Here is a 12,482-nt window from a genome sequence, read left to right on the forward strand (position 1 = left end):
GCTACCAGCTGCCGCCCCCGGTCGCACCGGTCGTGCTACCGCCCCACGTCCCGCCCTCGGAGCACGTGCCCGTGGGCCGCACCGTGGCCGAGCCGACCGGATTCGGCTTCAGCACGTTGAGTTGCCCGGCCGCGATCGAGCCGCCGGACAGGAACTCCGAGTAGGCGAACGTCTTGGTGATCGACTTCTTGCCCGCGGGCACGTCGATCTCCTCCTGCTTCATGCCGCCGGAGGATCCGCCGTAGGAGATGGTGATCCGGCCGCCCCGGTGTCCGTCGGCGAAGGTGATGGTGCCGATGTACGTCTCCATGAACGCGCTCCGGCACCGGACGCCGGCCAGCGTGCCGGGCGTGACGGTCAGGAACACGCCCTTGACCCGGAGGTCCCCGTCGCCGGCCTTGCCGTCCGCGTCGGCGGTCCCGACCGGCTCGCTCGTCTTTCCCTTCCGGTCGGCGTCCGCTCCCCGGTCCTCCTTCTGACACGCGGTGGCACCCGATACGAGTGCGCCCACGACGGCCGCCGCGACGACGGCACGACGAATTCCCCAACCCATGACGATTCCCCCCGATTGGTTCGGCGGATCGTCCTCCCCAGGCGATCCGTCCGCGAACTCACGCTAGGGGAACGGATCTTGCCGCACCGCCGCGCTCGCAGGACACGAACGCGGCGGTGACCGGACGGTGACATCGTCACAGCGCGGCCGATCGGCACCACGTGCCTATTCGTACGGCTCCTTCGGCATCGGCACCCGATCGACCTTGGTCGCGGTCAGGGCCGGCATCGCGTCGTCGGCCTGGACCTGGCCGTTGGGCAGCCAGCGGCCGGTGACGGTCACCCACGAGTCGGTCGGCGGGGCCGCGGCGCCGTGCACCTCGATCTTGCGCGCGAACGCGTCCGCCGCGCAGCAGCTGATCACCATCCGGGTCACGTACCAGGTGCCCGCGCTCTTGCCGGGCGTGACGAAGCCGGTGAGCTGGACGTCGCGGTCCTTCAGCGGCGCGGCGGTGTCCCACACCGAGCGGATCAGGAAGTCGGCCAGGGTCATCGGCAGCGGGTTCCCCGGCGGCAGCGCGGGAAAGCCGGCGTCGTTGTTCGCGGCGGCCGGCTTGGCCACCACGTTGTCCGAGCGCGAGGCGGTGTACGACCCGAGCGCCGGCGGTGCGATCAGGAACAGCGCGAGCACCGGCAGACACAGCAGCCAGGCCGCGCGCGGGCCCGCCGCGTGGTCGTGCCCGTGTCCGGCGTCGTCGACCGCCGGGGGCTCCCCGTCCGCCGCGTGCGCGTGCCCGGCCTCCGCCGCCGGTTCCACCGCCCGCCGCTGGATCCCGTCCCGGACCGCCGAGACCAGGCCGACCAGGAGCAGGATCGCGCCCGCCGCGATCAGCGCGGGCCGCAGGCCGTCCTTGACGTAGCGCAGGTACATGTCGGTCAACGAGATCCGCAGCAGCGCGCCGCCGATCAGGATCAACAACACCGCCTGGACGTCCCGCCTCACAACAACCACCATCCGACCACGTAGCTCGCGACGATCGCCACCACGAACGTCGCCGAGGAGAACCGGGCCGCGAAACCGCGCCCGAAGGTGCCCGACTGGAGCGCGATCAGCTTCACGTCCACCATCGGGCCGACCACCATGAAGGCCAGCTTCGCGGTCGGCGAGAAGCCGAGCAGGCTCGCCGCCACGAACGCGTCCGCCTCCGAGCACACCGCGAGCACCACGGCCAGGAAGGCCAGCGCGAGCACCGCGAACCAGGGCGAGCCGGAGACCGCGTCGATCACGTGCTTGGGCACCGTGACGTTGAGCGTCGCGGCGGTGATCGCGCCGATCACCAGGAAGCCGCCCGCGTGCAGGAAGTCGTGCTGGAGCGCGAGCCGGAAGTTTTCCCACTTGCCGTGGCCGCCGTGATCGTGCGGACGGCGCATGGGCTTGATCCACTCGGGCCGGCCGAACCGGGCCCACAACCAGCCCATCAGCACCGCTGTGCCGAGCGAGGCGACGAAACGGGCGAGCACCATCTCGGGCTGCTTGGGGAAGGCGACCGCGGTCGCGGTCAGCACGATCGGGTTGATCGCGGGCGAGGACAGCAGGAACGCCAGCGCCGCGGCGGGCGCGACCCCGCGCGCCATGAGTCCGCCGGCCACCGGCACCGACGCGCACTCGCAACCCGGCAGGATCGCTCCGGCGGCGCCCGCGACCGGCACCGCGAGGGATTGCCGTTTGGGCAGCACCTTGGTGAACACCGAGGGCGGTACGAACGCCGTGATCGCGGCGGACAGCAGGGTGCCCAGGACCAGGAACGGCAACGCCTGGACGGAGATCGCCACGAACACGGTCGCCCAGGTCTGCACCGCGGGCGTGCCGAGCCGGTCCACGATCCACGGCTGCGCGAACAGCAGCACCAGCAGGGCGAGTACGAAGAATTCGAGTTGGCCCGGCCGCCACCGCTCGGCGGGCGGGCGCGCGTGTGCCGCGGACCCGGCGGTCGCGGCCGACGACTCGGCGCCACGGGGTGGCGGGGGCGCCACCCGAGCGGCGGCAGCGGGGCGCGGCGGCGCGCTCTTTTCGAACATGACGTTCATGTTCGCATCGATCGCGGCGCCGCCGCTCGCTCCACACCCCGCTTTGCGAAGCTTTCACGCTTCGGGAGCCGCGACTTCGGGAGCCGGCCCGGACATTTCGGGCCACCGAGCCTCAGGAGCCCGACGGCACCGGCTCCGGCTCGGCGACCGCGTTCGGCAGCGCGCCGCCGTAGCGGCGGTCGCGCGACGCGTACGTCTCGCACGCCTGCCACATGTGCCGCCGGTCGAAGTCCGGCCACAACACGTCGAGGAAGACCATCTCGGCGTAGGCGGACTGCCACAGCAGGAAGTTCGAGGTGCGCTGCTCACCGGAGGAGCGGATGAACAGATCGACATCCGGCATGTCCGGCTCGTCCAGATACTTGGCGAACGTCTTCTCGTCGACCTTCTTCGGGTCGAGCCGGCCCGCCTTGACGTCCTCGGCGATCAGCGCGGCGGCGTCCGCGATCTCGGCCCGGCCGCCGTAGTTGATGCACATCGCCAGGGTCAGGCGGGTGTTGTCCTTGGTGCGCTCCTCGGCGATCTCCAGTTCCTTGATCACGCTCGCCCACAACCGGGGCCGCCGGCCGCACCAGCGGATCCGCACGCCGAGTTCGTCCATCTCGTCGATCCGGCGGTGGATCGTGTCGATGTTGAAGCCCATCAGGAAGCGCACCTCCTCGGGCGAGCGCTTCCAGTTCTCGGTGGAGAACGCGTACGCGGAGACGTACTTCACGCCGATCTGGGCGGCGCCCTCGACCACGTCGAACAACGACGCCTCGCCCGCTGTGTGCCCGTCGGTGCGGGCCAGGCCGCGCTCCTTGGCCCAGCGGCCGTTGCCGTCCATCACCAGCGCGACGTGTTTCGGCACCAGATCGGCCGGGATGTCCGGCGGCAGCGCGCCCTCGGCGTGCGGCTTGGGGTCGCGGTAGTGCCGCTGCTCGCGAGCGGCCCGGGCGGGCGCCGACTCGGCCCGCCGACGGCGGGGAAACAGGCCGAAGCGGCCACGCGACTGACTCACGATCTCTCCACCAATCTCAACGAGCGGATACCCCGCTCCAGGTGCCATTGCAGATACGCGGCCACCAGGCCGCTGCCCTCGCGCCGGTGCCGCGGCTCGCTGGCGTCGGCTCGGCCCCAGTCGCCGGTCAACAGCGCACCGAGCAGGGAAAGGGTCTCGGGTGAGGGTACGACGGATCCGGCCGGCCGGCAGTCGCCGCACACCGTCCCGCCGCCCTGGACGGTGAAGAACCGGTTCGGTCCGTCCAGGCCGCAGCGGGCGCAGTCGGCGAAACTCGGCGCGTAGCCGGCCACCGCGAGCGAGCGCAGCAGGAACGCGTCGAGGACCAGACCGGGCTCGTGGGCGCCCGAGGCCAGCGTGCGCAGCGCGCCGATCAGCAGCAGGTATTGCTGCAGCGCGGGCTGGCCGCGCTCGTGGTCGGTCAGTCGCTCGGCGGTCTCCAGGATCGCCGTGCCCGAGGTGTACGCGGCGTAGTCGAGCGCGAGCCGACCGCCGTACGCGCCCAGGGTCTCGGCCTGCGTGATGATCGGCAGGCCGCGCCCGGGGAAGTCGCTGCCCCGGGTGAAGAACTGCACGTCGACGTGCGCGAACGGCTCCACCCGGGCGCCGAACTTGGACTTTGTCTTGCGCACCCCGCGCGCCACGGCGCGCACTATCCCGTGGTCGCGGGTCAGCAGGGTGATGATGCGGTCGGCCTCACCCAACTTCTGGGCTCGCAACACGACACCCTCGTCACGGAGGAGGCTCATGCTCCCATTGTGCCGCGCGCGGCCGACGCGCCGCGTCGGCCGGTCCCCTCGTACCCGCGGGTCACGGGCCCGCGAGCACGTGGTCGACGCGGGCTCGGCCGAGCCCGAGCTGGTCGCCGGCGTGGTACAGGATCACCCGATGCGCCGGGTCGTACGCCCCGCAGGCCAGCGCCACCCGGGCCGCGACGCCGACCAGGTGCTCGCGCCCGGCGACGGCGAGGTGCGGGGCGATCTCGGCGAGCGCCCACGCGGTGTCCTGGGCCAGGTGCGCGCCGACGTCGACGGCGAGCGCGCACGCGTCGTAGCTCGGCATGCCCGCGGCCCGGACCGCCTCGACCGCCGCCGCGCGGACCGCGTCCACCTCCTGCGGCTCGTCGTCGACGGCGGCCACCACGGCCACCACCAGCGTGCGCACGGCCTCGCGCAGGAGCAGGGTCAGCGCCCGGGCGGTCGGCGTCTCGAGCACCGCGACGTCGTGCCGGGTGCAGCACACCGCGCACTCGACGCCGGAGCCGGCCCGCCCGAGCGGGATCAGCGCGACGCCGAACAACACGAGCCGACGCCGACCGCCGCCCTTGCGAAAGCGCCGATCGCCTCCGCACGCCGGACAGTGGAACTCGCCGTCACCGATCGCCGATCGGATGGTCCGGATGCCCACGACGAAGAACATGGTGCCGCCCCCTGCGTCCCGCGCGGCGGAGAGCCTTCTGTCCGCCTGCTTCGATGCTGCCACGAATTTCACGAAGCGTCATCGAAAGCGGACAGATGGTTACTTTTGCCCGGCGCGGAACGGGGCCGACCTGCATCGGAGCCGGTGGGGGCGGCCGGATCCGGGGCGTCAGTAGGGCCGGTCGCCCAGGATCGCCGCGCGCTCCATCACCCGCACGTGCGGGTGGTAGTCGTTGACCGCGTAGTGCTGGGTGGCCCGGTTGTCCCAGAAGGCGACCGTGTCCGGCGCCCAGCGCAGCCGGACCTGGTACTCGGGCGTCATCGCCTGCCGGAAGAGCACCCCGAGCAGTTCCTCGCTCTCCGCCTCGGGCAGCCCGACGATGTGGTCGGTGAAGATCCCGTTGACGAACAGGGTGCGCCGGCCGGTCACCGGGTGGGTGCGCACCACGGGGTGCTCCACCGGCGGGAACTCCCGGCGCCTGGCCGCCAGTTGTTCGGGGTCGAGGCCGTGCCCGAAGGCCAGGGTGAAGTCGTGGACGGCGGTCAGACCGGCCACCCGCTCCTTCAGGTCGGCCGGCAGCGCGTCGTAGGCGGCGCCCATGTCCGCCCAGACCGTGTCCCCGCCCCGCTCGGGCACCTCGATCGCGCGCAACACCGAGCCGAGCGCGGGCCGTTCGCGCCAGGTGACGTCGGTGTGCCAGATGTTCTCCACACCCACCGAGGCGGCGTCCTTGGCGAATCGCACCACCTCGGGCACGTCCCCCTGCCCGAGGAAGGGGTGCACCTCCAACTCGCCCCAGAGGCGGGCGAAGGCGCAGTGTTGCGCCGGGGTGATCGACTGGTCCCGAAAGAACAGCACCTTCCATTCGAGGAGAGCGCGGTCGAGTTCGGCGAACAGTTCGGGGCCCACCGGTTCGGCGAGTGAGACGCCGCGGATCTCGGCGCCGATCAGGTCGCCGTACGGGACCAGCTCGAACCGGGTGTACGGCTCGGAGCAGACGCCCTCGGGCAGCCGGCGCAGCGGTCGCGGCCCCGGCATCAGGCCGCGCTCGGCGATCCGACTACGCCCGGAGGCGGCGGGCGCAGCGGATGCGACGGGTGTACCGGGGGCGGTGGATGACGTCATGGCAGAGCCCTCCCTGGAGTAGGGCCGCACTTTAACCCAGCCGAGTTAAATGGGGAATGGCATCGGACCGGTCGGAAACAGCGAAACGGCGGCCCCGGTCGCCCGGAAACCGCCGTCGGCTCGCCTCACCGCGTCGAGGTCACCCGCGGGCGGCCCGGTTCACCGCGCTCACCACGGCCTCCAGCGACGCGCGCACGATGTTCTCGTTCACGCCGATGCCCCACAGCACCCGGCCGTCGACCGCGCACTCGACGTAGGCCGCGGCCCGCGCGTCCTCGCCGCCGCTCATCGCGTGCTCGCTGTAGTCCAGCACCCGGGTGTCGAAGCCCAGCCCGCCCAGGGCCCGGACGAAGGCGTCGATCGGACCGTTGCCGATCGCCTCCAGCGTCTGCACCTCGCCGTCCACGCTCAGCTCGACGGTCAGCACGTCCTTGCCGTCCGCGCCGGAGACCGTACGGTGGCCGCGCAGCGCCAGCCGACCCCACGGGGCGTCGGGGGTGGGCAGGTACTCGTCCCGGAACACCGCCCAGATCTGAGCCGGCGTCACCTCGCCGCCCTCGGCATCGGTCTTGGTCTGGATGATCCGGGAGAACTCGATCTGCGCGCGCCGCGGCAGGTCCATCCGGTGGTCGGCCTTGAGCACGTACGCGACGCCGCCCTTGCCGGACTGGCTGTTCACCCGGATCACGGCCTCGTAGGTGCGCCCGACGTCCTTGGGGTCGATGGGCAGGTACGGCACCGCCCACTCGATCTCCTCGACCGACCTGCCCGCCGCGGCCGCGTCCCGCTCCAGGATCTCCAGGCCCTTCTTGATCGCGTCCTGGTGCGAGCCGGAGAACGCGGTGTAGACCAGGTCGCCCGCGTACGGGTGGCGCGGGTGCACCGGCAGCTGCGTGCAGTATTCGACGGTGCGCCGGATCTCGTCGATCTCGGAGAAGTCGATCATCGGGTCCACGCCCTGGCTGAACAGGTTCATCCCCAGCGTGACCAGGTCCACGTTGCCGGTGCGCTCGCCGTGCCCGAACAGGCAGCCCTCGACCCGGTCGGCACCTGCCATCACGGCCAGTTCGGTCGCGGCCACCGCGGCGCCGCGGTCGTTGTGCGGGTGCACCGACAGGGCGATGAACTCGCGGCGGGTCAGGTTGCGGCTCATCCACTCGATCTGGTCCGCGTACACGTTCGGCGTGGAACGCTCGATCGTCGCGGGCAGGTTCAGCGTGATCTCGCGACCGGTCTCCGGCTGCCATACGTCCATCACCGACTCGCAGACCTCCAGCGCGAAGTCCAGCTCGGTGTCGATGAAGATCTCGGGCGAGTACTCGTAGCCGAACGCGGTCTCCTCGCCCAGGTGCTTCTCGGCGTAGCGCATCACGTGCTCGGTGCCGGTCACCGCGATCGCCCTGCACTGGTCGCGGTCGACGTTGAAGACCACCCGGCGGAAGGTCGGCGCGGTCGCGTTGTAGAGGTGGACCGTGGCCTTGGGCGCGCCGATCAGCGACTCCACGGTGCGCTCGATCAGTTCCTCACGGGCCTGGGTCAGTACCGAGATGGTGACGTCGTCCGGTACCGCGCCCTCCTCGATGATCGAGCGGATGAAGTCGAAGTCGGTCTGCGAGGCGGCCGGGAAGCCGACCTCGATCTCCTTGTAGCCCATCCGCACCAGCAGGTCGAACATGGTGCGCTTGCGGGCCGGGCTCATCGGGTCGATCAGCGCCTGGTTGCCGTCGCGCAGGTCGGTGGACAGCCAGCGCGGGGCGACGGTGATCGTCTTCGACGGCCAGGTGCGGTCCGGCAGGTCGACGCCCCGGAACGGCTGGTACTTGTGGATCGGCATCCCGGACGGCTGCTGGGTCACGGACGCGGCGGTGATCGGGGTGGAGCGATTCACGGAAGGCATGCGGGCGGGTCTCCTGAACGCGAGGAAGGACTGCGGCGAGAGCAGATGGGCCGGCGACGGGAGGAACGACATCCCGGAGGCTCCGACGTGCGGACATGCCTCTATCCCCGCGACGGGGGAGCCGGTCTGACCTCTGTCAGAGGGATGAGCCCCCGGCGCGGCGGCTAAGGAGAAGCAGCCACTGACGCATGATGTCGGCAACCATACCCGACGGGTCGAAGACGTCGAGACGGCGTCCGTCATACGAACACATGTGATCTTTTCGGCCGGCCCCCTCCCCCCGACGGGCGCGATGCTCCTACGCTCACTCCCCATGAGCGATTACAACCAGGGTCCCTACGGACCGCAGCCGGGCCAGGGCGGCCCCGGCGGATACCCGCAGCAGGGCGGTCCGGGCTACGGACAGCAGCCCCAGCAGGGCGGGTATGGACAGCAGCCGCCTCCGCCGCAGTACGGACAGCAGCCCCCGCAGTACGGCCAGCAGCCGCCCGCGTACGGCCAACCGCCGAACCCGTACGGTCAGCAGCCCGGTGGATACCCGCCGCCCGCGCCGGGCGGAGGCGGCATGGGCGGCGGGCTTCCGTCGTTCGGGCCGGGTGCGATCGCGGGGGCGATCGCGGCGGTGCTGATCATCGTCGGCTCGTGCCTGCCCTGGCTCAAGATCGACGCCGAGGGCAGGACCGGAACGTACAAGGGCCTCGGCGGGGACGGCGTCTACACCCTGATCGCCGGCATCGTGGTGCTCGCCCTGTTCGGCGCCGCCATCCTGGTGCGCAAGGCAACCATTGCCGCGGCCGCCGCAGTGCCGGCGGTCGTCGCGCTCGGTCTGGCGGCGTGGAACCTCGCCGAGCCGTCCCGGCTGCCCATCAAGAAGGACGACATCCCCAGCCGCGCGCACAAACTCGTCGAGAAGACGATCGACGAGTACGGCAGCACCGGTATCGGTCTGTGGCTGCTGCTGGTCGGCGCCGTCGTCGCGCTCGGCGCGGCGGTCTTCATCCTGGTGACCGCCAAGCGCAACACGCCGGCACCTTACGGCCGCTGACCCGCCCCTTCGGGTCGGATCTCGGGGGCGGGCTCGGGTCAAAAGCCGAGCTTGCGGAGCTGCTTGGGGTCGCGCTGCCAGTCCTTGGCCACCTTCACGTGAAGGTCCAGGTAGACGGGCGTCCCAAGCAGCGCCTCGATCTGCTTGCGGGCGCGCGTGCCCACGTCCTTGAGCCGCCCGCCCTTGTGCCCGATGACGATGGCCTTCTGGCTGGGGCGCTCGACGTAGAGATTCGCGTGCACGTCGAGCAGCGGCTTGTCGGCGGGGCGGTCCTCGCGCGGGATCATCTCCTCGATGACCACCGCGAGCGAGTGCGGCAGCTCGTCGCGCACACCTTCGAGCGCGGCCTCGCGGATCAGCTCCGCGGCCATCACCATCTCGGGCTCGTCGGTCAGCTCGCCGTCCGGGTACAGCGGCGGGCCGGCCGGCAGCAGCGGCATCAGCAGGTCGGCAACCAGGGTCACCTGGCTGTCGCCGACGGCGGAGACCGGGATGATCTCGGCCCACTCGATGCCGACGTCCTCGCCCATCTTCTGCACCGCGAGCAACTGCTGGACCAGCGTCTGCGGGTCCACGAGGTCGGTCTTGGTGACGATCGCGACCTTGGGCGTGCGCTTGGCCTCGGCCAGCTCGGCCGCGATGAAGCGGTCGCCGGGACCGACCTTCTGGTCGGCCGGGATGCAGAAGCCGATCACGTCGACCTCCGCCCAGGTGGCCCGGACCAGGTCGTTGAGCCGCTGGCCGAGCAGGGTGCGCGGCTTGTGCAGGCCGGGGGTGTCGACCAGGACGAGCTGGCCGTCGGGGCGGTGCACGATGCCGCGCACCGTGTGCCGGGTGGTCTGGGGGCGGCCCGACGTGATCGCCACCTTCGTGCCCACCAGCGCGTTCGTCAGGGTGGACTTGCCGGCGTTGGGGCGGCCCACGAAGCACGCGAAGCCCGAGCGGTGGACGGGTGCGGAGGGGTTGGGGCGATCACTCATGGGTGACATTGTCGCTCAAGCCGCGAGCACTCCTCGCCGCGCGGGTCGGTCGCGGTCGCACCGGCCGGGGGGAGGCGGGCCCGGGGGCGGCCTCAGACCGTCACGATGGTGCGTACGACCGCGTCCGGGCCGGCGGACAGGATCGGCGTGCCGGCGCCGCCGAGGTCGCGCACCGCGTCCCGGTCAGCCTCGGTCACGGTGTCGTCGGCCCCGACGATCGCCGCCGCCTCCAGGCCGCGCGCGCCGCCCGCGACGGCCATCGCGACCGCCGTGCGCAGCGCGGACAGCTCCAGCGAGGGCAGCGCGACCGTGGACGCGGTGTAGGTGCGCCCGGTCTCGTCCCGTACCGCGGCCCCCTCGCTCGCCCCGTTGCGCGCCCGGGTGGCCCGGGCCAGCGTGACGATCTTGGCGTCCTCGGGGTCGACGGCGAACTCGGGCGTCTCGGCGCTCACGGCGGCTCTCCTGTTCGGCGCGGTACGAATGCCGACACAGTAACTTGCCGCCGCCGAGGCCCGATGTACCGGTTCGAACCGGCCCGGCGGGCCTGCCGGGTCGACTGGGCCGACGTCACCGCCCCGCCGTCACCGGTTCCGCTCGGCCGCGGAATCCCCCTCGGCGGGTGCCTCCTGGCGCTCCTCGCCCCGCTCGGTCCGGCGCACCACGATCGTGCCGACCCGGTTGCGCCGCCCCGACGGGCTCTCCGCGACCAGCCGCAGCCCCTCGACCACCGCCGTCGCGCCCGGGATCGGCACCCGGCCCAGCGCCTTGGCCAGCAGGCCGCCCACGGTCTCCACGTCCTCGTCGTCGAGTTCGAGCCCGAACAGCTCGCCCAACTCGTCCACGGGCAGCCGGGCGGTGACCCGGAACGCGCCGTCGGGCAGCGGCTCGACCGGCGCGGTCTCGGTGTCGTACTCGTCGGTGATCTCGCCGACGATCTCCTCCAGGATGTCCTCGATGGTGACCAGGCCGGCGGTGCCGCCGTACTCGTCGACCACCACGACCATGTGCGTGCGCTCGAACTGCATCTCGCGCAGCAGGTCGTCGGCCGGCTTGCTGTCCGGCACGAAGGTCGCGGAGCGCATGATCGAGTCGACGCTCTCCTTGGCCCAGCCCGGATCGCCCATCGTGCTGCGCCGGGCCAGGTCCTTGAGGAAGACGATGCCGACCACGTCGTCCTCGTTCTCGCCGATCACCGGGATCCGCGAGTAGCCGCTGCGCAGCGCCAGCGACATCGCCTGCCGCAGCGTCTTGTGCCGTTCGATGAAGACCATGTCCGGGCGCGGCACCATCACCTCGCGCACGATCGTGTCGCCCAGTTGCAGCACCGAGTGCAACATCTCGCGCTCGTCGTCCTCGATCAGCGAGTCCTTCTCGGCGAGGTCCACGAACGCGCGCAGTTCCGCCTCGGAGGCGAACGGCCCCTCGCGGAAACCCTTGCCGGGGGTGAGCGCGTTGCCGAGCAGGATCAGCAGTTTCGGCAGCGGCCCGAGCACACGCGCGAGCCCGAACAGCACGGGCGCGCCGATCGTGGCCACCGTGACCGGATGTTGCCGGCCGACGGTGCGTGGGGAGACCCCGACGGCGACGTAGGACACCACGACCATGATGCCGATGGTGACCAGTACGGCCTGCCAGGTCTCGTCGAAGTCGTCCACGCACACCACGGTGACCAGTACGGCCGCCGACAACTCGCACGCGACCCGCACGAGCAGGGCCAGGTTGAGATATCGGGCGGGGTCCTGAACCACCGTCAGCAGTCGTTTGGCGCCCCGGCGTTCGGCGCGGACCAATTCCTCGGCGCGGACGCGCGAAATGCGCGAGAGGGCCGCCTCCAGGCACGCGAAGAGACCGGCCACCACGACCAGGACGATCGCGCCGACCACGAGGCGCACCACGCTGTCAGCGGGCACTGCCGCCCCCGACGCGCGCTCGGCCGGGGGCAGGGATATCCCGTGGCCGGCTCATCCGCGGTCGTCCGCGGCGCGGCGGGCCTCCCGCCAGGATTCGAGCAGTTCCTTCTGCAGCGCGAACATCTCGCGCTCCTCGTCGGGCTCCGCGTGGTCGTAGCCGAGCAGGTGCAGCACGCCGTGCACGGTGAGCAGGTGCAGCTCGTCGTCCATGGTGTGGCCGGCCGCCGCACCCTGGCGCTCGGCGACGGTCGGGCACAGCACGACGTCGCCGAGCAGCCCCTGCGGGGGATCCTCGTCGGCCTTGCCCGGACGCAGTTCGTCCATCGGGAAGGACATCACGTCGGTCGGACCGGGCAGGTCCATCCATTGGATGTGCAGTTGCTCCATCGCGGGTTCGTCCACGATGACCACGGACAGTTCCGCCAGTGGATGGATGCGCATACGGTCCAGGGTCCATCGGGCGACGTCCACGATCGCGTGTTCGTCCACCCCCGTGCCGGACTCGTTGGCGATGTCGATGGACATG

13 protein-coding genes are annotated in these 12,482 nt (G+C 71.5%); 1 reads left to right on the plus strand and 12 read right to left on the minus strand.

The annotated features are described in order from the left end of the window. Position 1 precedes the first annotated feature (1 nt). The 8 genes from ACMXN5_RS09920 to leuA all read right to left on the minus strand — a co-directional run bounded on the left by ACMXN5_RS09920 (position 2) and on the right by leuA (position 8,021). Positions 2 to 553: a hypothetical protein gene (locus tag ACMXN5_RS09920; RefSeq protein ID WP_439674920.1), complete on the minus strand. Its 552-nt coding sequence runs from the start codon at positions 551 to 553 to the stop codon at positions 2 to 4. Between the two features lie 165 nt (positions 554 to 718). Next, entirely contained in the window at positions 719 to 1,495 is a 777-nt protein-coding gene (locus ACMXN5_RS09925) for a TIGR03943 family putative permease subunit (protein WP_439674921.1), read from the minus strand. After that, positions 1,492 to 2,580: a permease gene (locus ACMXN5_RS09930; RefSeq protein ID WP_439674922.1), complete on the minus strand. Its 1,089-nt coding sequence runs from the start codon at positions 2,578 to 2,580 to the stop codon at positions 1,492 to 1,494. The genes ACMXN5_RS09925 and ACMXN5_RS09930 overlap by 4 nt, the downstream gene beginning before the upstream one ends. Before the next feature lie 112 nt (positions 2,581 to 2,692). Continuing rightward, on the minus strand, positions 2,693 to 3,580 hold the full coding sequence (locus ACMXN5_RS09935; protein ID WP_439674923.1) for an isoprenyl transferase: 888 nt from the start codon (positions 3,578 to 3,580) through the stop codon (positions 2,693 to 2,695). Beyond that, entirely contained in the window at positions 3,577 to 4,329 is a 753-nt protein-coding gene (gene recO, locus ACMXN5_RS09940; RefSeq protein WP_380003026.1) for a DNA repair protein RecO, read from the minus strand. Before recO ends, ACMXN5_RS09935 begins: the two co-directional genes overlap by 4 nt. A 61-nt stretch (positions 4,330 to 4,390) precedes the next feature. Next, positions 4,391 to 5,062: a TerB family tellurite resistance protein gene (locus ACMXN5_RS09945; RefSeq protein ID WP_395789379.1), complete on the minus strand. Its 672-nt coding sequence runs from the start codon at positions 5,060 to 5,062 to the stop codon at positions 4,391 to 4,393. Between the two features lie 105 nt (positions 5,063 to 5,167). Continuing rightward, positions 5,168 to 6,124, minus strand: a complete 957-nt coding sequence (locus tag ACMXN5_RS09950) for a TauD/TfdA dioxygenase family protein (RefSeq protein WP_439674924.1) — start codon at positions 6,122 to 6,124, stop codon at positions 5,168 to 5,170. Between the two features lie 139 nt (positions 6,125 to 6,263). Next, on the minus strand, positions 6,264 to 8,021 hold the full coding sequence (gene leuA / locus ACMXN5_RS09955; protein WP_439674925.1) for a 2-isopropylmalate synthase: 1,758 nt from the start codon (positions 8,019 to 8,021) through the stop codon (positions 6,264 to 6,266). Between the two features lie 313 nt (positions 8,022 to 8,334). On the opposite strand from leuA, the gene ACMXN5_RS09960 reads away from it, so the two are divergent. Next, on the plus strand, positions 8,335 to 9,066 hold the full coding sequence (locus ACMXN5_RS09960; RefSeq protein WP_439674926.1) for a hypothetical protein: 732 nt from the start codon (positions 8,335 to 8,337) through the stop codon (positions 9,064 to 9,066). Between the two features lie 38 nt (positions 9,067 to 9,104). Here ACMXN5_RS09960 and era read toward each other — a convergent pair whose 3' ends face one another. From era to ybeY, 4 genes are all read right to left on the minus strand, one after another. Beyond that, the gene (era, locus tag ACMXN5_RS09965) at positions 9,105 to 10,055 is read right to left on the minus strand and encodes a GTPase Era (RefSeq protein WP_126638490.1); all 951 of its coding nucleotides are present in this window, start codon (positions 10,053 to 10,055) and stop codon (positions 9,105 to 9,107) included. An 83-nt stretch (positions 10,056 to 10,138) separates the two neighbouring features. Next, complete coding sequence (locus tag ACMXN5_RS09970; protein ID WP_439674927.1) at positions 10,139 to 10,498, minus strand: cytidine deaminase; 360 nt, start codon at positions 10,496 to 10,498, stop codon at positions 10,139 to 10,141. Between the two features lie 129 nt (positions 10,499 to 10,627). Next, a complete protein-coding gene (locus tag ACMXN5_RS09975) occupies positions 10,628 to 11,956 on the minus strand; it encodes a hemolysin family protein (protein ID WP_439674928.1) in 1,329 nt (442 codons plus the stop codon). 51 nt (positions 11,957 to 12,007) lie between these two features. Beyond that, on the minus strand, positions 12,008 to 12,481 hold the full coding sequence (ybeY, locus tag ACMXN5_RS09980) for an rRNA maturation RNase YbeY (RefSeq protein WP_078977380.1): 474 nt from the start codon (positions 12,479 to 12,481) through the stop codon (positions 12,008 to 12,010). Position 12,482 lies beyond the last annotated feature (1 nt).

Source organism: Embleya australiensis, from assembly GCF_051903075.1.
Taxonomy (GTDB): domain Bacteria; phylum Actinomycetota; class Actinomycetes; order Streptomycetales; family Streptomycetaceae; genus Embleya.

Bases quoted from the DNA above. Each gene is read 5' to 3' on its own strand.
- ACMXN5_RS09920 (WP_439674920.1), bottom strand. From the start codon at position 553: ATGGGTTGGGGAATTCGTCGTGCCGTCGTCGCGGCGGCCGTCGTGGGC.
- ACMXN5_RS09930 (WP_439674922.1), bottom strand. From the start codon at position 2,580: ATGAACGTCATGTTCGAAAAGAGCGCGCCGCCGCGCCCCGCTGCCGCC.
- recO (WP_380003026.1), bottom strand. From the start codon at position 4,329: ATGAGCCTCCTCCGTGACGAGGGTGTCGTGTTGCGAGCCCAGAAGTTG.
- ACMXN5_RS09950 (WP_439674924.1), bottom strand. From the start codon at position 6,124: ATGACGTCATCCACCGCCCCCGGTACACCCGTCGCATCCGCTGCGCCC.
- leuA (WP_439674925.1), bottom strand. From the start codon at position 8,021: ATGCCTTCCGTGAATCGCTCCACCCCGATCACCGCCGCGTCCGTGACC.
- ACMXN5_RS09960 (WP_439674926.1), top strand. From the start codon at position 8,335: ATGAGCGATTACAACCAGGGTCCCTACGGACCGCAGCCGGGCCAGGGC.
- era (WP_126638490.1), bottom strand. From the start codon at position 10,055: ATGTCACCCATGAGTGATCGCCCCAACCCCTCCGCACCCGTCCACCGC.
- ybeY (WP_078977380.1), bottom strand. From the start codon at position 12,481: ATGTCCATCGACATCGCCAACGAGTCCGGCACGGGGGTGGACGAACAC.